The 23,851-nt window shown below is 69.4% G+C and carries 17 protein-coding genes; 12 read left to right on the top strand and 5 right to left on the bottom strand.

Going from position 1 to position 23,851, the window contains the following annotated elements:
- Positions 1-203: 203 nt before the first annotated feature.
- Together ACI7BZ_RS06080 and ACI7BZ_RS06075 are read left to right on the top strand one after the other, a co-directional pair.
- Complete coding sequence (locus ACI7BZ_RS06080) at positions 204-2,117, top strand: type VI secretion system Vgr family protein (RefSeq protein ID WP_414116290.1); 1,914 nt, start codon at positions 204-206, stop codon at positions 2,115-2,117.
- On the top strand, positions 2,000-2,551 hold the full coding sequence (locus ACI7BZ_RS06075) for a DUF6931 family protein (RefSeq protein ID WP_414116289.1): 552 nt from the start codon (positions 2,000-2,002) through the stop codon (positions 2,549-2,551). Before ACI7BZ_RS06080 ends, ACI7BZ_RS06075 begins: the two co-directional genes overlap by 118 nt.
- Before the next feature lie 21 nt (positions 2,552-2,572).
- Here the strand turns inward: ACI7BZ_RS06075 and ACI7BZ_RS06070 are convergent, their stop codons facing one another.
- Positions 2,573-3,073: a PAAR domain-containing protein gene (locus tag ACI7BZ_RS06070; protein WP_414116288.1), complete on the bottom strand. Its 501-nt coding sequence runs from the start codon at positions 3,071-3,073 to the stop codon at positions 2,573-2,575.
- 562 nt (positions 3,074-3,635) lie between these two features.
- Between ACI7BZ_RS06070 and tagH the strand changes: the two genes are divergently transcribed.
- The 5 genes from tagH (at position 3,636) to tagF (ending at position 12,319) form a co-directional block, all read left to right on the top strand.
- A complete protein-coding gene (gene tagH, locus ACI7BZ_RS06065; RefSeq protein WP_414116287.1) occupies positions 3,636-5,084 on the top strand; it encodes a type VI secretion system-associated FHA domain protein TagH in 1,449 nt (482 codons plus the stop codon).
- 64 nt (positions 5,085-5,148) lie between these two features.
- Positions 5,149-6,486 (top strand): type VI secretion system baseplate subunit TssK, encoded by a 1,338-nt coding sequence (gene tssK, locus ACI7BZ_RS06060; protein ID WP_414116286.1) that lies wholly within the window; start codon positions 5,149-5,151, stop codon positions 6,484-6,486.
- A complete protein-coding gene (gene tssL / locus ACI7BZ_RS06055; protein ID WP_414116285.1) occupies positions 6,483-7,949 on the top strand; it encodes a type VI secretion system protein TssL, long form in 1,467 nt (488 codons plus the stop codon). Before tssK ends, tssL begins: the two co-directional genes overlap by 4 nt.
- Before the next feature lie 126 nt (positions 7,950-8,075).
- A complete protein-coding gene (gene tssM / locus ACI7BZ_RS06050) occupies positions 8,076-11,636 on the top strand; it encodes a type VI secretion system membrane subunit TssM (protein ID WP_414116284.1) in 3,561 nt (1,186 codons plus the stop codon).
- 5 nt (positions 11,637-11,641) lie between these two features.
- Positions 11,642-12,319 (top strand): type VI secretion system-associated protein TagF, encoded by a 678-nt coding sequence (gene tagF, locus ACI7BZ_RS06045; RefSeq protein WP_414116283.1) that lies wholly within the window; start codon positions 11,642-11,644, stop codon positions 12,317-12,319.
- Positions 12,320-12,339: 20 nt separating this feature from the next.
- Here tagF and ACI7BZ_RS06040 read toward each other — a convergent pair whose 3' ends face one another.
- On the bottom strand, positions 12,340-12,987 hold the full coding sequence (locus ACI7BZ_RS06040) for a nitroreductase family protein (protein WP_414116282.1): 648 nt from the start codon (positions 12,985-12,987) through the stop codon (positions 12,340-12,342).
- Positions 12,988-13,700: 713 nt separating this feature from the next.
- On the opposite strand from ACI7BZ_RS06040, the gene ACI7BZ_RS06035 reads away from it, so the two are divergent.
- Both ACI7BZ_RS06035 and ACI7BZ_RS06030 read left to right on the top strand, forming a co-directional pair.
- Positions 13,701-14,195, top strand: a complete 495-nt coding sequence (locus ACI7BZ_RS06035) for a cold-shock protein (RefSeq protein WP_414116281.1) — start codon at positions 13,701-13,703, stop codon at positions 14,193-14,195.
- Positions 14,196-14,345: 150 nt separating this feature from the next.
- Positions 14,346-14,537, top strand: a complete 192-nt coding sequence (locus tag ACI7BZ_RS06030; RefSeq protein WP_414116280.1) for a hypothetical protein — start codon at positions 14,346-14,348, stop codon at positions 14,535-14,537.
- Between the two features lie 377 nt (positions 14,538-14,914).
- Here ACI7BZ_RS06030 and yihA read toward each other — a convergent pair whose 3' ends face one another.
- Together yihA and ACI7BZ_RS06020 are read right to left on the bottom strand one after the other, a co-directional pair.
- Positions 14,915-15,580: a ribosome biogenesis GTP-binding protein YihA/YsxC gene (gene yihA / locus ACI7BZ_RS06025; protein ID WP_414116279.1), complete on the bottom strand. Its 666-nt coding sequence runs from the start codon at positions 15,578-15,580 to the stop codon at positions 14,915-14,917.
- 92 nt (positions 15,581-15,672) lie between these two features.
- Complete coding sequence (locus tag ACI7BZ_RS06020; protein WP_414116278.1) at positions 15,673-17,880, bottom strand: transglycosylase domain-containing protein; 2,208 nt, start codon at positions 17,878-17,880, stop codon at positions 15,673-15,675.
- Positions 17,881-18,106: 226 nt separating this feature from the next.
- Here ACI7BZ_RS06020 and ACI7BZ_RS06015 point away from each other — a divergent pair, with 226 nt between their 5' ends.
- Entirely contained in the window at positions 18,107-18,823 is a 717-nt protein-coding gene (locus tag ACI7BZ_RS06015) for a DUF8812 domain-containing protein (RefSeq protein WP_414116277.1), read from the top strand.
- Between the two features lie 15 nt (positions 18,824-18,838).
- Here the strand turns inward: ACI7BZ_RS06015 and ACI7BZ_RS06010 are convergent, their stop codons facing one another.
- Positions 18,839-19,396: a hypothetical protein gene (locus tag ACI7BZ_RS06010; RefSeq protein ID WP_414116276.1), complete on the bottom strand. Its 558-nt coding sequence runs from the start codon at positions 19,394-19,396 to the stop codon at positions 18,839-18,841.
- Between the two features lie 215 nt (positions 19,397-19,611).
- On the opposite strand from ACI7BZ_RS06010, the gene ACI7BZ_RS06005 reads away from it, so the two are divergent.
- Positions 19,612-22,419, top strand: coding sequence for a [protein-PII] uridylyltransferase (locus ACI7BZ_RS06005; protein ID WP_414116275.1), 2,808 nt, complete (start codon positions 19,612-19,614; stop codon positions 22,417-22,419).
- Between the two features lie 198 nt (positions 22,420-22,617).
- Positions 22,618-23,790, top strand: coding sequence for a tRNA 2-thiouridine(34) synthase MnmA (mnmA, locus tag ACI7BZ_RS06000; RefSeq protein ID WP_414116274.1), 1,173 nt, complete (start codon positions 22,618-22,620; stop codon positions 23,788-23,790).
- Positions 23,791-23,851: the final 61 nt, after the last annotated feature.

The following is a 23,851-nucleotide window of genomic DNA, read 5'->3' as shown; positions in this document are numbered from 1 at the left end:
TTCATGTCCGGAGACGGATTTTCCAGCCAGGCGGCTTCCGTCTGGCCGGTCCGGGTCCGGGGTGTCCGATCTTTACGGGAAGATCGCGGCGGGGCGGGTGCCAGGTTCAAGGATGTGCGGCGGATCAGGGGCGCAAGCCTTTGACCCGGCGTTTTGTCGTGGCCCGCCCTCTCCCGCCGTACCGATCCGAGGAGAGCATGGCCGTGAGCCTCGACCAGAAGAACCGCATGGCGCAGCTGCGGACTCCCCTCGGTGAAAACACCCTCGTCCTCAGCCGCTTTCACGCCCAGGAGGCCATAAGCGAGAATTTCGAGGTGACGATCGACGCCCTGAGCGAGGAGGAGGACGTCAATTTCGATACGGCCATCGGCCGCGCCTGCCTCGTGACGCTGAACACCCACAAGGACGCCAAGAGATATTTCAACGGCATCCTCGTGGCGGCGCAATGGACCGGAATCCGCGAGGGGCTCTACAGCTACCGGCTTGTATTGAGGCCCTGGCTCTGGCTGCTCTCCCATACGGCCGATTGCCGCTTCTTCCAGGAGATGACCGCCCCGGACATCATCCGAAAAGTGTTCAATGAAGCCGGATTTTCCGACTTTCAGTTCAAGACCACGCAGAACTACCCCAAGATGGAATATTGCGTGCAGTATCGCGAGACGGACTTCTCCTTCGTCTCCCGCCTCATGGAAGAACATGGGCTATATTATTTCTACAAGCATAGTGAAGACAAGCACATCCTGGTCATCGCCGATGCCATGAGCGGCCATGACCCGGTGCCCGACGCAAGCCTGCCGTTCATCCCGCTGACCGGCGCCTATGCGCGCGACCGCGAGCACATCCAGCAATGGACCAGCGAGCGCCGGTTCCGCTCCGGCAAGTTCGTGGTCAATGACTATGATTTCGAGAAGCCGAGCGCGGCCCTCAAGGCCGAGCGCCAGGGATCGGAATCCTATGAGAAGGCCAAGATGGAGGTCTATGACTATCCCGGCCGCTACAAGGAGGCGGACCAGGGCGAGACCTTCGCCAAGGTGCGCCTTGAGGCCGAGCAGGCCTTCGACCACCGCCGGCTGGCGGCCGGCGATGCGCCCAACCTCGCAGCCGGCTTCAAATTCACCCTGAAGGACCACCACCGCGATTCGGAGAACGTGGAATATCTGGCGGTGCGCGCCACCCATTCCATCACCGAGCAGTTCTACCGCGCCACCGGCGGCGGCGGCACGGATCGGGCCGCCTATCAGGGCACCTATGTGCTGGTGGCCACCTCCCGCCCCTATCGCGCGCCGCTGGTGACGCCCAAGCCGGTGATCCACGGCATCCAGACCGCCAAGGTGGTGGGGGAGAAGGGCGAAGAGATCACGGTGGACAAATACGGGCGCATCAAGGTCCAGTTCCACTGGGACCGGGACAAGAAGCAATCCTGCTGGATCCGCGTGGCCGAGGTCTTCGCCGGAAAGTCCTGGGGCGGGGTCTTCCACCCGCGTATCGGCCAGGAGGTGGTGGTGGACTTCCTGGAGGGCGACCCGGACCGCCCGCTGGTGGTGGGCGTGGTCTATAACGGCGACAACAAGGTGCCGTACGATCTGCCCGGCAACAAGACCATCAGCGGCTGGAAAACCCAGTCCTCCAAGGGCGGCGGCGGATACAACGAACTGATCTTCGAGGACAAGAAGGGGTCCGAGCTGATCCGCATGCATGCGGAGAAGGACTATGATTCCACCATCCTCAACAGCAGCACGGTGACCATCGGCGAAAAGTTCAAGACGCCCACCGGCAGCGCCTCCGACAGCACTACCGTCAAGAATGGCGACGTCAAGCTGGAGGTGGTGAGCGGCGCCATCGAGGAAAGCGCGAAGATCAGGATCGAGCTGCACGGTGGGGACCAGCAAGCTGACCATCGACCCGTCGGGCATTACGCTGGATGCGCCCACCATCACCCTGAATGCGTCGGGCCTCTGCACGATCCAAGGCTCCGTGGTGAAGATCAACTGAGGCGGCCATGGCGATGCTTCGGTTTCCCACCATCCGCAGCCTTTTCGAGGCGTTTCCCACCGCCGCCGACGACATCGCCGTGCCGGCCGGCGACGACGACTGCATCGCGCTCCTGCAGGCGCTGACGGCCCAGGAGGCCTGGCATCCGGCGGTGTCGCTATGCGCCTATATCCTGCCGCGCCGAGAGGCGGTGTGGTGGGGGTGCCAGTCGCTGCGGGCAGCGCGCCGGCTGGAGCCGGAGGAGGACGCCATCCTCGAGGCGGCCGAAGAATGGGTGCGCCAGCCCGACGAGGCGCGCCGGCGCCTCGCCCTCGATCTGGGCACGCGCTCGGATGCGGGGCTGCCCGGCACCTGGATGGCGTTCGCCGCCGGCTGGTCCGGGGGCAGCATCGTGCCACCCGACTATGCCCCGGTGCGGCCGCCGCCCGAGCAGACGGCCCGCTGCGTGCGGGCGGGATTGATGATCGCCATCGCGCAGATGCCCCAGGCCGAGGTGCCGGGCGCGGTGGGCTTGTGCATCACCCGCGGCATCGCGCTTGCCGTCGCCGGGACGCCATAGGCGGCAAGGAATGGAAGCGCCCTATCCGCCGATGATCACCGTCGGCAGGCCGAGCACGATCTTGTCCGGCGGACCGACCGGCTCGACGATGGTGTCGCCCTGGCGGCAGGCAGCCAGCCCGTTGATGAGAACGGTGGTCGATCCGTCCACCACCACGCCCGGCCCGTGGGGCGGGATGGGCAAAGGCGTCATGCAGGCATGGATGTCCGCGCCGCCGGCGACTCCGGCGATCATGGAGGCCATGCTGGAGGCGGCCGCCGCCTTGGTGGCCTCCTCCGCAGCCTTCGCGGCCGGGGCGCCGGGCGTTCCGGCGGCGGCGAGGGTGGCGGCCTCCGCGGCCTTGATGGTGGCATCCGAGGCCGCCTTCGCCGACTGGATGGCCGCGGCGGCCGCGGCCGGCACACCGCGCCACGCGGGCTTGCCGCCAATGAGCACGTTGGGGCTGCCCGGCCCCGGCGTGAGCACCCCGGGAGCCGGATGGGCGACGAGATCAAGCAATCTTGCTGCAGGACCTTTGGGCACGCGACGGCCTCCCCGGCAAACCGCGACATCGACAGATCTTCGGCAGCCCGGCGGCACCAGGATGCACATTAGAGCGCGATCCGATCAAATTGAAACAATTTGATCGGTCAATCGCCCTCTCACTTAAGGATAGAGAACGCGTGATCCGACCAGCTTGCGGTGTAAGCTGATCGGCGCGTGCTCTAGTGGATCAAGGCGTTGTGGTTCGACCGCGACAGATGGGTTCCATCTGTTGCGGTCGAACCACTAGGTGCACTGTAACCGCAGTGAGATCAAACGATGATTGGATGGTGCCCCAGTCCCCTGCCATGACCGGCGGGAGGGCGGCCCGCGGCCATCTATTGCGTCCGGCAGGCCCCCGGGGACCGCGCCTTCAGCCACGGCGTACGGCGCGACCATCATGCGCTGCGGGAAGAGATTGCTTTATCTGCCAAGCCCGCGTTGCAAGGTCATCGGCGCGTGCTCTAGAAGAGAATGTGGCAGAATAGGACGAACCGAGTAGCAGGAAATCGGAGCCTCCATTTTTAAAGGAGCCCTTCAAGGATCGAGGAAGGCGAATAGTATGGCGCTCACCCTCTCCATCGAGAATTTCACGTCCCTGCCGGACGGGGGGCCGCTCTCCTATACGGTCAGCGGCGCGCGCGGATTCGACCTCGGCCGCGACATGCATCTCGACTGGACCCTGCCCGATCCCACCCGCTACATCTCCGGCAAGCATTGCGAGGTGCGCTACCAGGACGGCGATTACGTCCTCTACGACGTCTCCACCAACGGCACGTTCCTGAACGGGAGCGACCGGCGCATGCACGGCCCCCATGTGCTGTGCAACGGCGACCGCATCCTCATCGGCAATTATATTGTCGTCGCCCAGGTGGATGCCCCCCGCCGCTCGGTGCATGCGCCGCCGCCGGTGGCGCCCGCCCCGTTCGGCGCCGACATCTGGGAGGCGGAGGGCGCAGCCCCACCGGCGAGCCGCAGCGAGATCGTGGTCCGCCCGGCCCATGCGCCGGTGCAGCCCGATTTCCTGGACTGGGCGGCGGAGCTGCCCCACGCTGAGCTGCCCCGGGCCGAGCCCGCCGCGGGCGTGCCGTCGCACCGGACCCCGCCGCAAATCCCGCCCGAGCCCCGGCCCGCCGCGGTCGAGCCGTCCCGTCGGGCCATCTGGGTGGATTCCTCGCCCACCGGCGCCTGGGCCCTCTCCGATCCGGCACCGATGGCCCCGCCGCGCGAGCCCGAGCCGCCCCACGAACCGCCCCACGAACCGCCCCCCGCGCCATCCGTGCGCGTTGCCGCACCCGAGCCGCCGCGGCGCGACCCTGCACCGGGGGCGGATGGCCGATGGGCGGACGAGCGCGCGGCCACCCCTGCCGCAGGACCGGGCCCCGCCGCCGCGCCGACCGGCGCCCAGCCCCCCAGCGCGCAAGAGGCCATCGCGGCGCTGGCGCGGGGCGCGGGGATGCCGGTGGAGGCCTTCAGCCGGCGCGACAGCATCGAAATGCTGGAGGAAGTGGGCGCAACGCTCAGGGTCGCGGCCGAGCACATGATGAAGCTCCTGCAGGCCCGCGCCAGCATCAAGCGGAGCATCCGCTCCTCCGAGCACACCATGATCGGCGCGCTGGACAACAACCCGTTCAAATTCTCCCCCACGCCGGAGGATTGCCTGCGCATCGCCTTCGGCCCGCCCACCCGCAGCTATCTCAACGGGCGCAAGGCGTTCGAACGGGGCTTCGACGACATCGCGAACCATCAGCTGCGCGTCTTCACCGCCATGCAGCAGGCTCTGAAGCTTCTGGTGGAAGACCTCGACCCCGCCTCCATCGAGGCGGAGCTGGGACCCGACAAGGGGATGGCCGCCCTCCTCGCCTCCCGCAAGGGCCGGCTGTGGGAGCTTTATGCCGCGACATGGCGCGCCAAGACGCAGCGCAACGAAGACGGAATGGTCGGCCTGTTCCTCTCCTATTTCGCCGAATGCTACGACAAGCTCGGCCAGCGCGGCCGGGACGACAGATGAAACGCGGGGAAAATCTCCCCTCCGCGCGGTCCTGCGGGGCGGCTATGGACCACGGGAACTCGATATGTCTTGGCACAGCAAGGTTTTGTGGTCCGAAGGACTGTTCCTGAAGCCGCAGCACTTCCAGCAATCCGACCGCTACCTGGAAGGGCTGGTGGAATCGCGGGTGCGGCGGATCACGCCCTATCCCTGGGGGTTCTCCACCCTGGAGATCGACCGCGACCTTGCCCAGCAGTCGCGGTTCGGGCTCCGGCGTGCCAGCGGCGTGCTGCCGGACGGCACCCCCTTCGACCTGCCGGACCAGACCCCGGCCCCCGAGCCCATCGACATCCCCGCCTCTGCCGCCAAGCAGATCGTGTGGCTCACTTTGCCGCTGGAATCCGTGAACACCCGCGAGGTGGACTGGCGCGAGCGGGAAAGCGCGGCACGCTTCTTCTCCGCCCCGGAAGTGTTCATCGATTCCACCGCGGACCTGAGGCAGGAGGAGGAGATCGACGTGGCACACCTGCGCCTCGCCTTCGACCTGCGCCGCACGCCCAAACCGGGCTATGTCAATCTCGGTGTGGCCCGCATCCTGGAGGTGCGCGACCGCACCGTGGTGCTGGACGAAAAATACGTGCCGCCCCTGCTGGTGACCACCGCCAGCCCGATGGTGCTGGGATGGGTGGACCGGGTGGTGGGCTGGATCGACACCAAGCTGGAGGAACTCGCCCGCTACGCCGCCGACCCCACCGCAGGGGGCGGGCTGCAGAATGTGGACTATCTGATCCTGCAGCTCCTCAACCGCACCATCCCGGTGTTCCGCCACCTGCGCAACTCCGCTTATGTCCACCCGGAACGGCTCTACGAGGAGATGCTGCGCCTTGCCGGGGAGCTCGCCACCTTCGCCGCGCCGGACCGCCGGGCCCGCACCTATCCCGCCTATGATCACGACGACCTGGAGGGCGTGTTCGCCCCGGTCATCCGCGACATCCAGGATTATCTCAGCGCCCGGCTGGGACGGCGGGCGATCCGGCTGGAGATCATCGAGCGGGCCGCCAACGCCTTCATCTCCGTCATCCGCGACCGCTCCTTGTTCCGCACCGCCACCTTCGTGCTGGAAGTGGGGGCCGAGCGGCCGCTGGGCGATATCCAGCTGCAGTTCCCGCACCTGTTCAAGGTCGGCCCCAACTCGAAGATGAACGAGATCGTCAATGCCCACCTGCCCGGCGTGCCGCTGGTGCACCTGCCCACCCCGCCGCCGCAGATCCGGGCGCTGACCGATCACGTCTATTTCTACCTCGACAAGACCTCCCCCCTGTGGGGCGACTTCAGCACGGCCACGTCCATCGGGATGCATTTCTCCGGCGACTGGCCCGGCCTCTCCCTTGAGCTGTGGGCAGTACTCGAGGATCGGCGATGAGCGACGACCCTTTCGACGACCGGCAGGACCGCACCGTCTTCCGCCCCAATCCGGGCGGGCGGCGGCCGCAGGCTCCGCCGCAGCCGCCCGGCGGCTTCCCTCCTCCCGGCTCCGGTGCGCCGGTGCCCCCTCAGGCGCCGCAGGTGGCGGCGCCGCTCTCCCCCGCCCCGCGCGACAGCTGGGGCGTGCCGGGCGCCGACGCGCCGCAGCCCAAAGCCTTCCCCCGCCCCGCTTTGCTGGAGCGGGCGCAGATGACGCTGCCGCACCAGAACCCCATCATGCGGGCCGCCGGCCCCCTGCTGCTGCTGCTCGGCCGGCTGCGCATCGCGCTCATGCGCGCCTCCTTCGCCGAGCTGATGCAGCATGCCGCCGAAACCATCACCGCCTTCGACACCGAGGTGCGGCGCGCCGGCGTGCCGGAGGCGCAGGCGATGGCGGCAAAATACATCCTGTGCGCCACCGCCGACGATATCGTCCAGCACATCCCCAACGAGGACCAGCACGTCTGGGCGCAATATTCCATGCTCAGCCGCTTCTTCGGCGAGCGCATCGGCGGCGTGCGCTTCTTCCAGGAGCTGGAGAAGGCCATCGCCGACCCCACCCACAATGCCGACCTGCTGGAGCTGCTCCACGCCTGCCTCGCCCTCGGCTTCCAGGGCATCCATCGCACCACCGCCAATGGTCAGGCCACCCTGCAGGGGCTGCAGCGCCGCACCTATGAGGTGATGAAGAGCGTGCGCCGGCGCACGCCAGAGGAATTGTCCCCGCGCTGGGTGGGGCTCGACCTGAAGTCGCGCCATGGCCAGGCGCGGGTGCCGTTCTGGGTCGTCGGCGCCCTCGCCTCGGCGGCCCTGGTCGCCCTTTATGTCACTTATTGGTCGCTGCTGGCCGGCGACGCGCAGGTGGCGGCCAGCGAGATGACCGGGCTGCATCCACCGGCGGAGATGACGCTCTACCGCCGCGTGCCGGCGCCGCCACCCCCGCCGCCGCCTCCCCCGCCGCCACCGTCGCCATCGCAGGTGATGACGCAATTGCAGCGCATCCGCGCCCAGCTGGCGCCGGAGATCGCCGCCGGCGAGGTCTCTGCCGATGCGGTGGGTACGCATATCGTCATCCGCGTGGGCAATGCGCTGCTGTTCGATTCCGGCAAGACGCAGGTGCGCAGCGCGTTCGCCGGCATCGCCGCCAGGCTCGCCGAGGTGCTGGAAAAGGAGCCGGGACCCATCAAGGTCATCGGCCACACCGACAACGAGCCGATCTCCAGCGGGCGCTTCAAGTCGAACTTCGAACTGTCGGTGGCGCGCGCCCGGTCGGTGGCCGCCGACCTGAAGCCGAAGCTCTCCGCTCCCTCCCGCCTCCTCGCCGAGGGGCGCGGCGAAGACGAGCCGGTGGCGCCCAACACCACCGAGCAGAACATGGCGAAGAACCGCCGCGTGGAGATATTGATCGACCGCGTGGATTAAGGGCGGCCCTCGCTTTCGCCGGCGGGGCGGAGACGGCGCGCGCCTTCATGGAGATGTGAGACGGCATCGCCGCCGCGGCTGTGCAAGCCAGGGCGGGGCCGGCTCCGGGTCAGGGCAGGAGTTACGATGGGTCGCAACCTTTGGCTGAATCTGGCGGCAATCGGAGCCGGCGTCGCCGCTCTGGCGGCGGTCATCTGGTATGCGGCGCCGCTGCTGGCCTTTGCCGGCTTCCACCCGTTCGAAAGCGAATGGGTGCGCCTCATCTCCATCCTCGCCGTGTGTCTCTCCGGCCTCGGCTATGCCGCGTATTCGGCGCTGGACCGCATCAAGGCGACGCGCGCCCTCGGCGAGGCCATCACCGAGGCGCAGGACGAGGACGACAGCGCCGTCCTCAAGGACCGGATGAAGGATGCGCTCACCACCCTGAAGACCGCCGCCGGCGGCAAGGGCAATTTCCTCTACGACCTGCCCTGGTATGTCATCATCGGCCCGCCGGGCTCGGGCAAGACCACCGCGCTCATCAATTCCGGCCTCAAATTCCCCCTGGCCGGCGGCCGCTCCCCCGCCGCCATCGCCGGCGTCGGGGGCACGCGCTATTGCGACTGGTGGTTCACCGAAGACGCCGTGCTCATCGACACGGCCGGGCGCTACACCACGCAGGATTCCAACGCCGCCACCGACCGCAAGAGCTGGTTCTCCTTCCTTGCCCTGCTGAAGAAGAACCGGGCGCGCCAGCCCATCAACGGCGTCATCATCGCCATCTCCATGGAAGACCTCGTCTGCCTCGACGATGCCGAGATCACCGCCCATGCCGGAGCGGTGCGCGCGCGCCTGCTGGAGCTCAACGAGCGGCTGAAGATCGACTTCCCGGTCTATGTGCTGTTCACCAAGATGGACCTGATCGCCGGCTTCAGCGAATTCTTCGCCGACCTCGGCGAGATGCAGCGCCGCATGGTGTGGGGCGCCACCTTCCAGAACCCGAAGAAGAACGAGAACCTGGTGGGCCGGGTGCCGGAGGAGTTCGACGCCCTGGTGGAGCGCCTCACCGAATTCCTGCCCGACCGCCTCCAGGCGGAGAACGACCCCACCGGGCGGCTGCGCGTGTTCGGCTTTCCCGCCCAGGTCTCCACCCTGAAGCGGCCTGTGGTGGAATTCCTGGGGCGCATCTTCGAGCCCACCCGCTACCATGCCAACGCCACCTTGCGCGGCTTCTACTTCACCTCCGGCACCCAGCAGGGCACGCCCATCGACCGCATCATCGGCTCCCTGTCCCAGTCGTTCGGCGCGCAGGCGGTGGGGGAAGGCTACCTCTCCGGCACGGGCAAGAGCTATTTCCTCAACGACCTGGTGCGCAAGGTGATCATCGGCGAGGCCGGCTGGGTGTCCACCGACCGCGCCGCTGTGCGTCGCCGCTTCCTGCTCACCACCGGCGGCTATGTGCTGCTCGCCGTGCTCACGGCGGGCGGCGTCGCCGCCTGGACCACCAGCTTCACCCGCAACAAGGACCTCATCGACTCCACCGTCGAAGAGGTGGGAAAATACCGGGAACAGGCAGCCCCCCAACTCGCCCGCACCGTGGTGGACGAGCGCCAGTTCGAGCGCGTTCTGCCGCTGCTGGAGGACCTGCGGCGCCTGCCGCCCGGCTACGCCTTCAAGGACGAGCCGCCCCCCCTCTCCGAGGGCTTCGGCCTGTCCCAGCGCGAGCGGCTGTCCTCCTCGGCCCAGGCGGCCTATCGCGCGGCGCTGGAGCGCTTCCTGCGCCCGCGGCTGCTGTTCCGGCTGGAGGAGCTTCTGGACCCCTCCCGCACCCGGCCGGCCCCCGCCGACCGCACCAGCCTCTACGAGACGTTCAAGGTCTATCTGATGCTCGGCGGCCAGGGGCCGGTGGACAAGGGCATCATCCTCGACTGGGTGCACCAGGATTTCGCCACCCAGCTCTATCCCGGCCCCGAGAAGGCGGGCATGCGGGAGGCGCTGGAGGCGCATGTGGCCGCCATGCTCGACCTCGACACCGGCGCGGGCGCCGCCATCGCCCTCAACGGCCCGATGGTGCAGGACATCCGCCAGACGCTGGTGCGCATGAACGTGGCCGAGCGCGCCTACCAGCTCCTGAGGTCGCGGGCCCACAGCGGCAGGATCAAGGAATGGAACCTCGCCCGTGTCGGCACCGACATGGCCACCGTCTTCACCACCACCAACGGCGCGCCCCTCGACCGGGTGCGCGTGCCCGGCTTCTTCACCTATGACGGCTTTCATGCCGGGCTGATCGACGCCTTGCCCGACATTGCCGGCCAGTTGGAGCGGGACCGCTGGGTCCTGGGGGAGATCGGCCAGCAGCCGGTGGTGGGCGCGCAGTTCGACACCCTCTCCGACGACATCCTGGCCCTTTATTCAAAGGACTTCGTGAAGGCCTGGTCGGACGCGCTGGGCCTGCTGCGCATCCGGCCCCTGACCCAGGACAAGCCGCAATATCTGGTACTGTCCGCCATCTCCTCGGCCGCCTCGCCATTGAAGCAGATCCTGGAGGAGATCCGCACCCAGACCCAGCTCTCCCGCGAGCGCAAGCCGCCGGCCGAGGCTGGCGAGAAGGCCGCGGCCAAGCCCGTGGTGTTCTCCACCGGCACATCGGCGGGCCGTGCCATCGAGGATTATTTCCGCCCGTTCTACGCCACGGTGGAAACCACCGGCGGCATGCGGCCCGTGGACCGCGTGGTGGGCCTGTTCGCGGACATCTACAATGGCCTCGTGGGCGCGCTGAGCGACCCCGCGCGCTCCAACCAGATGACCGCGGCGACCCGCGACAGCATCCGCGGCCTGCGCGCGGCCACCGGGCAGTTCCCCTCCCCGTTCCGGGAGATGCTGCGCGCCGCATCCGACGACCTGGAGGGCAACGTGGCCACGGTGGTGGTGGGCGACCTGCAGAAGAGCCTGGCCGAGAACGTGACCCAGGCCTGCCAGCAGATCGTTTCCCAGCGCTACCCCTTCTCCCGCTCCGCCGGCCTGGAGGTGCAGCCCGCCGATTTCGGCCGCCTGTTCGGGCCGGACGGCATCATGGAGCGCTTCTTCACCCAGGAGCTCGCCACCCTGGTGGACACCAGCCGCGCCGACTGGACCTGGCGCCAGGACAGCAAGGTGGGCGCCATGCTCTCCAATTCCGCCCTGCGCGAATTCCAGCGGGCGGCGCAGATTCGCGACACCTTCTTCGTCCTCGGCGGGCGGCAGCCGGCCTTCTCCTTCGCCGTCCTCTCGCTGACGGCGAGCGCGGCGCATACGCTGGTGACGCTGGAGGTGAACGGGGTGCGCATCGACTCGCCCCAGGTCGCCGGCCCGCCGCCGCCGCCCTCCCTGTTCGGCCCGGCACCGGCGGCACCGGCGCCGCGGCCGGCGGTGCCGATGCTGGTGCAGTGGCCGGACCCGGCCGGGGTTGGCCGGGTGGCCCTGTTCGCCACCTCCACCGCCAATCCGGGCGCCGCCAAGCTGGACATCCTGGAACCGCGCAACGGCACCTGGGCGCTGTTCCGCCTGATGGACCAGGGCAAGCTGGCGCGCCAGGCCAATGCCATCATCTGGACCCTGACCGCCAGCGGCCGGGAGTTTCGCTACCAGATCAATTTGTCGTCGGCCGCGAACCCCTTCGCCATGCCGGCGCTCAGGGACTTCGCCTGCCCCACCAGCCTGCTGCGCTAGAACCGATGCCCTGCTCCCTTTACGGCAAGCTCCTCGCCAAGCGGGACTTCATCGCCGAGAACCTCAGCCGCGGCTTCCTGGACGTGTTCGAGCCGTGGCTGCACGGCGCTTTGGCCGCAAGCCGGCTGGAGCTGGGCGCGCGGTGGCAGGAAACCTATTTCGCCGCCCCCATCTGGCGCTTCTGGCTGGGGGAAGGATATTGCGGGCGCGCCATCCTGGGCGCCTTCATGCCCTCGGTGGACGGGGTGGGCCGCAGCTTCCCGCTGGTGGCCTTCGCCAGCGCCCCGGCGGGGCACGTGTTCGCGCGCCCCGATGTCGATCCGCAGGACGCCTGGTTCGACGCGCTGGAAGCCTTCCTGCTCGCCACCCTGGAAACCCGCGCCTATGGCGACGTGACCGCGGCCCTCGCCGGCCTGGCGGACCCGCGGCACCAGCCCCGGGCGGAGCCGGCGGCCGCGGTGACCGTGCTGCCCGGCGGCATGGCGGCGCTGCGGCCGGAGCCCGGAGCCCCGCTGCTGGCGGATCTTTCCGCAGCGGAAGACGAGGCGAACCGCGTCCACGGCACCTGCTGGTGGACCATCGGCGGCGAGGACTTCCCGGCAGCGGCGGTGTGCGGCCGGCAGCTGCCGCCGCCGGCGACCTTCTCATCCTTCCTCACCGGCCGGCTGGTTCCCGCCGGCTGAAGCGGGGTGCGCAGCATCGGTCAAGGCTGCCAGCGGGTGACCACCTGGTCGAGGCTGGGGCGCGGCCGGTCCTCGGCGCGGGCGGCGGGGCGGCCCAGATGGATGAAGCCCGCCACCTCCTCCCCCGGCCCCACCCCCAGCAGCGCCGCCGCCTGCGGGTCGCGGCCCGGCCATTTCAGCAGCCACAGGGCGGCAAAGCCCATGGCACCGGCCGCCAGCACCAAATTCATGCAGGCCGCCCCGGCGGACAGCACCTGATTGAGCCGCGGCACCTTGGCGGCCGGATCGGGCCGGCTCACCACCACCACCGTCACCGGCGCCCGCAGGAGATAGTCGCGCCACATATGGGCCTTCTCCTCCGGCAGGCCGGGCGACTGGACGGCATAGAGGGCATCGAGGCGATCGCCCGCCACGGCCCGGGCCGGCCCCTCCAGCACGATGAAGCGCCAGGGCACAAGGCGGCCGTGGTCCGGCACCCGCGCGGCGATGGCCAGCATGCGGTCAAGCTCGGCCGGGGACGGCCCGGGCTCCACCAGCGCCCGCAGGGGCAGGGAGCGGCGCGTTTCCAGCAGCGCCAGCGCCTGCGGGCAGGGCTCGGCCTGCGGCGCCGGGCCGAGGGGCGCGGCGGTGCTGGCGTGGGAATGGGTGGGGGAAGGCGTCTCGCTCATGGCGACCTCGCACGCGCCCCGGGCGCGGGATGAATAGATGGATGCAGGTACAATAGAATTCGAGTTGTTCTCAATTGAGCGGCAGCGCGGGGCGCCACCTTCCCCAACATCGGAAAAGACCAGCCCCCGCCCTTCCGTTCGGCTTGTGCGCCGGCCGGCGCCCCCCCCCGGGGCGGCGCCTTTCCGGCCGGTTGCCCGGCCCGCCCGGAAGGCCGGCGCGCCAACGCCCGGGCAGGTTGCGGCCATGTCGTCCAACATTCATGTACCAAAGCGAAAGAGATGTGTTAGTCTGGATGTTGGTCGGAGGAGTGTGCCCTTTCGTTCGGGCACGAATTCCGGCCTTGTCCATTAGGCTACGAGGCGAGACGCGGGTGGCTGGATCGAGCGTTGTGCGAAGGCGGAACTCAATACGCCCGGAGCGTGCATCTTCAAAGGCGGCACGGTAAAACGCATCTTTATCCGGCAGTGGTGGATGGCCCTAAGCCAAAATTGGCGACTGACCTCAACGGAAATACACATGAGCCGTAACCGAGACTTCCGAGAGCCGCGCCGCCGTGGCTTTGACGACGACTTTGCGCCGCCGCGTGATCGCGGCTTCGGAGGGGACCGTCCGTTTTCTTCGCCGAGCAGCAGCAGCTTCAGTGCCCCCATGCCGTCGGGCCCGCCCATCGACGCGACGGTCAAGTGGTTCAACCCCGAGAAGGGCTTCGGCTTTGTCGAGCTTCTCCGATGGTTCGGGCGACGTGTTCCTGCATGCCCGCGCCCTTGAGGCGGCCGGCCAGGAGAGCGTTCCTCCCGGTTCCAAGCTCTCGGTTCGCGTCGGCCAGGGCCAGAAGGGTCGCCAGGTGACCGAGGTCCTGGAGGTTGATACCTCCACGGCCGAGGCGGCGCCCCCCCGTCGCAGCAGCTTCGGTGACCGCCCCGGCGGCGGCGCCGGTGCCGGTGGTTTCGGCGGCGCTCCGCGCTCGGCCGGCCCCCGCGCCGCGACCGGTCCCACCGAGGAGCGTGTCGGCACCGTGAAGTGGTACAACCCCGACAAGGGGTTCGGCTTCATCGCGGTGGAAGGCGGCGGCAAGGACGTGTTCGTGCACGTCACCGTCATCTCCCGCTCCGGCCTTAGCGATCTCGCCGAAGGCCAGCGCGTGGTGGTGCAGGTGGGTCAGGGCCCCAAGGGTCCCGAAGCCCGCGGCATCGAGCTCGCCGACTGATCCATCCCATCCTGCGCCCGTGAGGCTGCGTTTCCCACCGCCCGCATGCGCGGCGGTGGGAGGCTGCCCTTGGGCAACTGCAACAGACCAAGCGAACGGGCGGGGCTGCACGCACCGCCTGTTTTCTGCATTTCTGGAGTTCAATAAAAAATGGCGCAACAGGCCGAGGCCGATCTTTCGAGCCTCCTCGAACGTCTCAAGGCGGCTCAGCGCGAGCTTCTGCTGACCGCAGCGAAGAGCACCGCCCTCCCCTCCGACGGTATGCTGCGCAAGATTTCCGAGCTGGAGGGCGCCATCGCCGCCGCCGAAGCTCTCATCCAGGAAGAAGGCCACCGCCGCTGAGGCGGCGTCCGAGGGCTGCCGCCCCGGGCGTTTTCGCATCAGGCGTTTCCGCGCCGAGGCTCGACGCGCCAGGGGCTGCGTCGCCAAAGCCTGCCCTCCCGCCAGGGAGATAGGCCCGGATCACGCCGGCGTGCCGGCGGACGCGCCCGCGGTGCGCCCCGGTCCCGCCCGAGAAAATCGCCGCGGCACCACGCCGGGCGCTTCACGGCAACCGAATCCGGGGCCAGCCCGCTTGCATGGGTCGACCGGCTTGCATCGCAAGCTGGCCGGAGAACGCATCCACGATCTTGGATCTGGAGCGCGATCCCGGCGCTGCCCCCGTTCACATGCGCGCCAAATGCGCGCCGGCTTTGACCCTTCGCGATACCGCTCCGGCCCTACCCCTGCTCCGCAAGCAGGCGCGCCACCGCTGCGCGCAGCTCCGGGAAGCCCGCGCCGGTCTCGCTGGAGGTGGGAAACACCATGGGAAAGGCCGCCGGTCGGCGACGGATCTTCTCTTCCACGCCCGCGATCACACCCGGAAGGGCGCTCGGCTTCACCTGGTCGGTCTTGGTGAGCACGATGGCATAGGACACCGCCGCCGTGTCCAGGAGGTCCAGGATCTCCTCGTCCACCGGCTTGATGCCATGGCGGGAATCGATGAGCACGAACACCCGGGCCAGATTCACCCGCCCGCGCAGATAGGCGCGGATGGTGCGCGTCCACGCCTCCACCTTCTCCTTGGGCGCCTTGGCGAAGCCGTAGCCGGGCATATCCACAAGCGAGAGCTCCGGCCCCACCCGGAAGAAGATGAGCTCCTGCGTGCGCCCGGGCGTCACCGAGGTACGCGCCAGCGCCTTGCGGCCGGTCAGGGCATTCACCAGCGACGACTTGCCCACGTTGGACCGGCCGGCGAGGGCGATCTCCATGCCGTGCATGGGCGGCAGCGCCTCGATCGTGGGGGCGGCGGTCACGAACTGCCAGTCGCCGGCGAACAGAAGGCGGCCGGCCTCAAGGAACGGATCGGGCGCGCCGGGGGCGGCCTCGGGAACGGAATGGGTCATCGACGCCTTATCCTAGAGGCGCGCCCCGGGCGCAAGGCGCCTTCCACCACGGGGGTAGTCACGCCGCGCCCGCGCCGATGCCCGCCATCCCCTCAGCGCCGCCCGCCGCCAAGGAAGGTTTCCACGAACCAGCGGTCCAGGGTCATGGGCGGTTCCTGGGATGGCGGCGGCCCCGGCGGCATCTGCCCCACCACCGCCGGCGGGCGGTCATCCGGCAGGCCCTCCGGCGGCAGGAAGCTGCCCCCGGGCTGGCCGTATCCGATGCCGCCGAAGCCCGCCGTGCGAAGCCCGCCGGGCAGTTCCGCCACCGGCACGCCCTGGTGCGCCGTCTTCATGAAGCGGCTCCAGATCTCCACCGGCAGGTTGGCGCCGGAGGCCTTCTTCGTGGGCGAGGAATCGTCGTTGCCCAGCCACACCGCCGTCACCATGCGCGCCGTATAGCCCACGAACCAGGCGTCGCGGTAATCCTGCGAGGTGCCGGTCTTGCCCGCCGCCTCCCAGCCGGGCAGGTCGGCCCGCCGGGCGGTGCCGGTGGCCAGCGTCTCGGTCATCATCCGGTTCATCATGGCCACATATTCCGGCGCCACCACCCGGCCGGGCCCGGAAACCGCGCGCTGGTACAGGACCTTGCCATCGGCCGCCTTCACCGTGTCGATGACATGGGGCATCACGCCGATGCCGCCATTGGCAAATGGCGCATAGGCCGCGGCCAGCTCCAGCACCGACACTTCCGAGGTACCGAGCGCGATGGAGGGGTTGGGGTCCAGCGGCGAGGCGATGCCCAGCCGGTGCGCGGTGGCCACCACCGCCTTCGGCCCGAATTCCAGCGCGAGGCGCACGGACACCGTGTTGAGGGAGAGCGCCAGCGCCGTGGTCAGCGTCACCGGCCCGCGATAGTCGTGAGTGGAATTCTCCGGCCGCCAGCCCTTGAGCTGCACCGGCGCATCCTCGCGCACGCTGTCCGGGGTCAGGCCGTGCTCCACCGCTGTGAGATAGATGAAGGGCTTGAAGGCCGAGCCGGGCTGGCGGCGCGCCGTGACCGCGCGGTTGTACTGGCTGTCGGCATAATTGCGGCCGCCCACCAGCGCCTTCACCGCCCCGTCCGTGTCGAGGGCCACCATCGCCCCCTGGCCCACGCCATATTTGGCGCCGGATTTCGCCAGCTGGTCCTCCAGCGCCCGCTCCGCCGCCTGCTGCAGGGCCGGCTCGATGGTGGTGCGGACAACGACGTCCCCATTGAGGTCGCCCACGTACGAATCCAGCTGCTCCATCACCCAGTCGGCCACATAGCCGGACGAATCCGGCATACCGGCGCGGGCCAGCTGGGCCGGACGCGACAAAGCGGTGGCGGCCATCTCCGGGGAGATCATGCCCTGCTGGCGCATGGCGGCAACGACAAGGGCGGCCCGGGCCTGCGCACCCTTCAGGTTGCGGGTGGGGGCAAGGCGCGAGGGCGAATTGACGAGCCCCGCCAGCATGGCCGCCTCCGCCAGGGTCACCTGCCGGGCGGACTTGCCGAAATAGCGCTGCGCCGCGGCCTCCACCCCATAAGCGCCGGCGCCGAAATAGACGCGGTTGAGATAGAGATCGAGGATCTGGTCCTTGGTGAACTTGTGCTCCAGCCACAGGGCCAGCACCAGTTCCTGGATCTTGCGCGAGGCGGTGCGGTCCTGGGTGAGGAACAGGTTCTTGGCCAGCTGCTGGGTCAGGGTGGAACCGCCCTGCCGCAGGCGCCGGGACGTGACATTGGTGACAAGGGCGCGGGCCAGGCCTTCCGGGTCGAGCCCGAAATGGCCGTAGAAGCGCTGGTCCTCGATGGCCACGAAGGCGCGGGGCAGATAGGCCGGCAGATCGCGGATGGGCACCGCCACGCCGCCCATGTCGCCGCGGGTCGCCAGCGTCTTGCCGTCGGCACCCTGCACGGTCACGGTGGGCGGCCGCTTGGGGATCATCAGCGTCTGCATGGGCGGCAGCTTGGACGCCTCGTAGGCGACGATGCCGGCGATGGCGAGCATGGCCCAGATGCCGAGGATGAAGCCCCACTTCACCAGCGCGAACAGCAGCGGCCGGCGCCGGCGGCCGGCGCGGGGCGGCGGCACGGCCCGGCCCCGGCGGGGCGCGGGTTCCGGCTTCGGTTCGGGTTTGTGCTCCGGCTTGGCCTTGGCCCGGCGCGGCGGGTCAACGGGCGGCGGGGCGCCGCCGGAGCGGTCGCGCGGGTCGAGGCGGATGTCGAGCAGGGATTGCTGCCGCTCGAGAACCGGCTCCCGCCTCGTGCCCTCGCCGCGTCCACGTGCCGTCATGAAACTTCCCGTCGCCTGCGTTCACCCATCCTGCGCGCAAGCGCGCGGGCTTCCCTCCTTCCACCACCAAAATGGGGCGGAAGATCAGCGCATGCCGGCGAGTATCGCCACCGCTGCGTAAGGCGAGGTTAAGAGCGGGGGGCCGCAGGCCGCAGCGCGGCTTGTAGGCGACAGGAAATCGCCCCAGGGTTGGGTCACCTTCGTGAAGATCCGCAGGGAACCAGCCATGTCGCGCAACACCAGCCCCACAGCGCCCGCCGCGCCCGCGCCGGCCGACATGCCCCGCCCGGCCATCGGGCAGGTGACGTGGGATTCGGAGGGCACCGAGGGCGGCCGCTATCACAGCCGCGTGCCCCATGTGCCCGGCAGCACGTCCGGGCTCACCATCGGCCGGGGCTACGACCTGAAGCACAGGAACGCCGGGCAGGTGGTGAACGATCTCGTCGCCTCGGGGGTGGACATGGCCCTGGCGCGCAGGATCGCCGCGGGCCACGGCATCAGCGGCGATGCCGCGCGCAATTTCATTGCCGAGAACCAGCTCGACGCGGTGGAAATATCCCCGCAGGCGCAGAAAGTCCTGTTCGAGCGGGCCTACAGGGCCGAGGAGACCGAGGCCCGCCGCCTGGCCACCAAGCCGGACGTCACCAAAAAATATGGCAAGACGGACTGGGACAAGCTGCACCCGGCCATTCGCGAGATGGTGGTGGACCTGAAGTTCCGCGGCGACTACGGGCCGGCGCAGCGCACCGTCATCCAGCCGGCCATCGCGGCCAACGATCTGGAACGCTTCGCCCGCCTGTTGTCCGACGCCGCCCTCTGGGGCTCGGTGCCGCCGGATCGTTTCCGGCGGCGCCGAGAGTTCATCTCAAAGGCCGTCGCCGCCGAACGCGCCACCCGGCTTGCCGCCCAGCCCGCCCCCGGCTTCTCCCTGCGCCTGCCATAAGGCGCGCGCCCGAGCTTACGGACACTCGGCCCAGAAGCCCACGTTGCGGGCGGGGGTGGTGTAGAACCAGCACATGTTGGGGGCCGGTGCCGGCCCGGCGATGGGCACCGCCAGGCCCGCCGCCATGAAGCCGAGGGCCGCTCCGGCCGCCACCGGCCCGCCGGCCGGCCAGGTCTGGCGCGGCGGCTGCAGCACCACCGGCGGGGGAGTGGGCGGCGGCACCAGGGGGCCCGTATCCACCGGGGGACGCGGACGGCGCCGCACCGCCTCGTCGGAAACCGCGGGGGGTCGCGCCGTGGCTGGCGGGCGAGCGGGCCGGGTGGTGGCGGTGGGCGGCGAAGGCGGCGGACGGGTGACCGCAGGCCGGTTCGGCGCCACCGGCCGCGAGGCCGGCCGCACGACGGGCCGCGGGGCCGGGCGCACCGCGGGGCGCGCGGCGGGACGCACCGATGGCGCGGGGGAAACCCGCGCCGCCCCGGGCTGTGCCGCATCGACCCTGCCGATGGACAAGGCGAGGACGGCGGCAAGGACCGTGCCTCCCACCGCCGCCATCCGCTCCCGCTTCCACGTCATGATCGCCTTCCGCCCGCCTGTGCCCGCCGATGCGCCTCATGAAGCGAGAAGCCGGCGCCGGCCATGTGGTTCCGCTGGGTGAGCTGATGCACGCCAAGGTGGCGGATTGATGGGCCCCGGCGCGCCACACCGCCACAGCTCGCCCCTCGCGGCAGGCCGCCGATTGCGGTACATAAGAAGGCTGAGCTTCCCCGCGCCCTCCAGAAACGCCGAGCATGAGCACCATTCGTAGCACCAAGGCCCATCGCGTCATCGGCGAACCCTTCGAAGGCGTATTGCTCAGGACCGAAATCCGCGGCATCGCAGAGGCCCATGCCGGCCGCGAGCTGGATTTGCGCAACGCCGTGGTCGCGCGCCTGAAGAAGGCGCTGCAGGACGGCCGCGCCGAAGCCGAGCGTCTGCTGCGGGAAGACGGCTGCGGGCGCTGCTGCGCCATGCGCCTGTCCGCCCTCCAGGACACCGTGATCTCCTGCGCCCACGAGGTGGCCACCACCCGGCTCTATCCGGTGGACAACCCCTCGCGCTCCGAGCGCATGGCGGTGGCCGCCGTGGGCGGCTACGGCCGCGGGATGATGGCGCCGGGCTCCGACACCGACATCCTCTTCCTTCTGCCCTACAAGCAGACCGCCTGGGGCGAGAGCGTGGCCGAGGCCATGCTCTACATGCTGTGGGACCTGGGGCTGAAGGTGGGCCACGCCACCCGCTCGGTGGAGGAATGCCTGCGCCAGGCGCGGGCCGATTTCACCATCCGCACCTCCATTCTGGAGGCCCGCTTCCTGGTGGGCGACAAGGCCCTGTTCGACGACCTGGAAAAGCGCTTCGACAAGGATGTGGTGGAGGGCACCGAGGCCGAGTTCGTGGCCGCCAAGATGGCCGAGCGGGAGGAGCGGCTGCGCCGCTCCGGCCAGTCGCGCTATCTGGTCGAGCCCAATGTGAAGGAAAGCAAGGGCGGCCTCAGGGACCTGCACACCCTGTTCTGGATCGCCAAATACGTCTACCGCGTCCATTCCACCGGTCAGCTGGTGGCCAAGGGCGTGTTCACCCGCGAGGAAGCCCGGCTCTTCACCCGCTGCGAGGACTTCCTGTGGTCGGTGCGCTGCCACCTGCACTTCCTCACCGGCCGCCCCGAAGACCGCCTCTCCTTCGACGTGCAGCGGGAGATGGCCCAGCGCCTCGGCTATACGGAGCATCCCGGCCAGAGGGACGTGGAACGCTTCATGAAGCACTATTTCCTGGTGGCGAAGGATGTGGGCGACCTCACCGCCATCCTCTCCGCCGCGCTGGAGGAGCGCCACGACAAGCCGGTTCCCGGCCTGAAGGGCATGGTGGAGCGCTTCCGCGCCGGTTCCCGCCGCATCACGCTGAAGGACTGCCCGGACTTCATCCTCGACCATGACCGCCTGAACGTGGCGGACGAGGAGGCCTTCAAGCGCGACCCGGTCAACCTCATCCGCATCTTCCAGGTGGCGGACAAACGCAACCTGGCGCTCCATCCCGACGCCATGCAGCTGGCCGCCCGCTCGCTGGCGCTGATCGACGCTCCGGTGCGCGAGAATGCCGAGGCCAACCGCCTGTTCCTGGAGATCGTCACCTCGAAGAACGCGCCGGAAACCGTGCTGCGGCGCATGAACGAAGCCGGCGTGCTCGGCCGCTTCCTGCCGGAGTTCGGCAAGGTGGTGGCCATGATGCAGTTCAACATGTACCACCACTACACGGTGGACGAGCACCTGCTGCGCTGCATCGGCGTGCTATCCGAGATCGAGCGCAAGGTGAACCCCGAGAACGGGCTCGCCAACGATCTCATGGGCACGGTGAAGAACCGCAACCTGCTCTATGTGGCGCTGCTGCTGCACGACATCGCCAAGGGCCGGCCGGAGGACCATTCCGTGGCCGGCGCCCGCATCGCCCGGCGCCTGTGCCCCCGGCTCGGCCTGACCCCGGTGGAGACCGAGACGGTGGCCTGGCTGGTGGAGCAGCACCTCGTCATGTCGCAGGTGGCCCAGTCCCGCGACCTGTCCGACCGCAAGACCATCGAGAACTTCGCATCCGTGGTGCAGAACCTGGAGCGCATGAAGCTGCTCACCATCCTCACCACCGCCGACATCAAGGCGGTGGGGCCGGGCACATGGAACGGCTGGAAGGCGCAGCTGCTGCGCACCCTCTATTATGAAACAGAGCCGGTGCTCACCGGCGGCTTCTCCGAGGTGGACCGGGGCAAGCGGGTCACCGCCGCCCAGGCCCAGTTCCGCGCGGCGCTCGGCGACTGGACCGACGAGAAGGTGGCCACCTATGTGAGCCGCCACTATCCGCCCTACTGGCTGCGGGTGGACCTGGAAACCAAGCTGCGCCACGCCCGCTTCATCGACTCGACCGAGAAGGCCGGCCGCTCCATCGCCACCCATGCGGCGCTGGAGCCGGGGCGCGGCATCACCACGCTGACCGTGCTGGCGCCCGACCATCCCAAGCTGCTGGCCATCATCGCAGGGTCGTGCGCGGCGGCGGGAGCCAACATCGTGGACGCCCACATCTCCACCACCACCGACGGCCTGGCGCTGGACACCATCGCCATCCGCCGCGCCTTCGACCGCGACGACGACGAACTGCGCCGGGCCGGCCGCATTCAGGAGGCGGTGGAGCAGGCCCTTACCGGCGAGGTGCGCCTGCCGGAGGTGATGGCCCGCAAGCTGGCCAAGGGCCGCCGCACCTTCACGGTGGAGCCCGAGGTGACGGTGAACAATTCCTGGTCCAACCGCCACACCGTGGTCGAGGTTTCCGGCCTCGACCGGCCGGGCCTGCTGTTCGAGCTCACCAACACCCTGTCGCGGCTCAACCTCAACATTGCCTCCGCCCACGTGGCCACCTTCGGCGAGCGGGCGGTGGACGTGTTCTACGTGACCGACCTCATGGGCGCGAAGATCACCGGGGCCGCACGCCAGTCCACCATCCGCCGCGCGCTGGTGGCGGTGTTCGAGGGGCCATCCGAGGAGGAGGAGCATCCGCGCCGGTCCAGCGCGCGGGCTTAAGGACCCAGCCGGCCCCGGGAACCGCCGCATGGCTCCCGGGCGGCCGTCACACGCCCTCTCACCCGGAGAAGATGGGCGCGATCCGGCCGGAGCCGGCCACCGTCTCACCCGCGCCACAGATGCGAGCGAATTGCACCTTGGCCCGTGCATCCCTAAGTTAGGGCGGTGCCCGCAAGGCGCCGCGCCCTGAAGATGACCATGACCCAGCATCCGACCCTCTTCGACATCGATGGCGACCCTGCCTCCACGCGGGTGGTGGTGGCCATGTCCGGCGGGGTGGATTCCTCGGTAGTGGCAGGGCTTTATGCCCGCGCCGGCTACGACGTGGTGGGCGTCACCCTGCAGCTCTACGATCACGGCGAGGCCGCCCACCGCCGCGGGGCCTGCTGCGCCGGCCAGGACATCTACGATGCCAGCGAGGTGGCCCGCACGCTGGGCATTCCCCATTACGTGCTGGATTACGAAAGCCGCTTCCAGGAAGAGGTGATCGACCGCTTCGCCGCCAGCTACGCCGCCGGTGTCACCCCCATTCCCTGCGTGGATTGCAACCGCACGGTGAAGTTCCGCGACCTGCTGGCCACCGCCGAGGACCTCGGCGCCCGGGTGCTCGCCACCGGCCATTATGTGGCAAGCCACGCTTTGCCGGACGGCCGGCGCGCCCTCTACCGGGCGGCGGAGGAGGCGCGCGACCAGTCCTATTTCCTCTATGCCACCACGGCGGACCAGCTGGCCCGGCTGCGTTTTCCCCTGGGCGGCATGATGAAGGCGGACGTGCGGGCGCTGGCGGCGGAACTCGGCCTGCCGGTGGCCGACAAGCCGGACAGCCAGGACATCTGCTTCGTTCCCGGCGGCGACTATGCCGAAGTGGTGCAGCGCCTGCGGCCCGAGGCCGGCGAGGCCGGCGACATCGTGCATCTGGATGGCCGCGTGCTTGGCCGCCACAAGGGCGTGATGCATTACACCATCGGGCAGCGCAAGGGCCTCGGCATCGCCACCCCCGAGCCGCTTTATGTGATCGCCATCGACGCCGGCCGGCGCGAGGTGCGGGTGGGCCCGCGGGAGGCGCTGAGCGTGCGCGCCATCTCCATGGCCGATGTGAACTGGCTGGGCGACATTCCCTTCGCTGCCGCCTGCGCGGCGGGGACCGAGGTGTTCGTGAAGGTGCGCTCCACCCGGCCGCCCGTGCCCGCGCACCTCGCCTTCATGGCGGACGGCACGCCGGCCGTGCTCCTGGATGACGGCGAGGAAGGCGTTGCGCCGGGGCAGGCCTGCGTGCTCTACGATGCGGCGGGCGGACCCGCGCGTCTCCTCGGTGGCGGCACCATCGTGAAGGCGGAACGGGTGGCGAAGAACGTCGCCGAGGTGGCATAGGCAACTGCGACACGGCGCGCAGGCAACCACGGCCGCGGGAGGCCGCAGGCCGGGAGAGACG

This window comes from Xanthobacter sp. AM11 (assembly GCF_047444035.1).
GTDB lineage: Bacteria > Pseudomonadota > Alphaproteobacteria > Rhizobiales > Xanthobacteraceae > Xanthobacter.
This window is presented reverse-complemented; position numbering and strand designations above follow the sequence as displayed.

Bases quoted from the DNA above. Each gene is read 5' to 3' on its own strand.
- ACI7BZ_RS06030 (WP_414116280.1), top strand. From the start codon at position 14,346: ATGGCGCAACAGGCCGAGGCCGATCTTTCGAGCCTCCTCGAACGTCTC.
- ACI7BZ_RS06015 (WP_414116277.1), top strand. From the start codon at position 18,107: ATGTCGCGCAACACCAGCCCCACAGCGCCCGCCGCGCCCGCGCCGGCC.
- ACI7BZ_RS06005 (WP_414116275.1), top strand. From the start codon at position 19,612: ATGAGCACCATTCGTAGCACCAAGGCCCATCGCGTCATCGGCGAACCC.
- tagF (WP_414116283.1), top strand. From the start codon at position 11,642: ATGCCCTGCTCCCTTTACGGCAAGCTCCTCGCCAAGCGGGACTTCATC.
- tssM (WP_414116284.1), top strand. From the start codon at position 8,076: ATGGGTCGCAACCTTTGGCTGAATCTGGCGGCAATCGGAGCCGGCGTC.
- ACI7BZ_RS06010 (WP_414116276.1), bottom strand. From the start codon at position 19,396: ATGACGTGGAAGCGGGAGCGGATGGCGGCGGTGGGAGGCACGGTCCTT.
- ACI7BZ_RS06040 (WP_414116282.1), bottom strand. From the start codon at position 12,987: ATGAGCGAGACGCCTTCCCCCACCCATTCCCACGCCAGCACCGCCGCG.
- tssL (WP_414116285.1), top strand. From the start codon at position 6,483: ATGAGCGACGACCCTTTCGACGACCGGCAGGACCGCACCGTCTTCCGC.
- tagH (WP_414116287.1), top strand. From the start codon at position 3,636: ATGGCGCTCACCCTCTCCATCGAGAATTTCACGTCCCTGCCGGACGGG.
- ACI7BZ_RS06075 (WP_414116289.1), top strand. From the start codon at position 2,000: ATGGCGATGCTTCGGTTTCCCACCATCCGCAGCCTTTTCGAGGCGTTT.
- yihA (WP_414116279.1), bottom strand. From the start codon at position 15,580: ATGACCCATTCCGTTCCCGAGGCCGCCCCCGGCGCGCCCGATCCGTTC.
- tssK (WP_414116286.1), top strand. From the start codon at position 5,149: ATGTCTTGGCACAGCAAGGTTTTGTGGTCCGAAGGACTGTTCCTGAAG.
- mnmA (WP_414116274.1), top strand. From the start codon at position 22,618: ATGACCCAGCATCCGACCCTCTTCGACATCGATGGCGACCCTGCCTCC.
- ACI7BZ_RS06020 (WP_414116278.1), bottom strand. From the start codon at position 17,880: ATGACGGCACGTGGACGCGGCGAGGGCACGAGGCGGGAGCCGGTTCTC.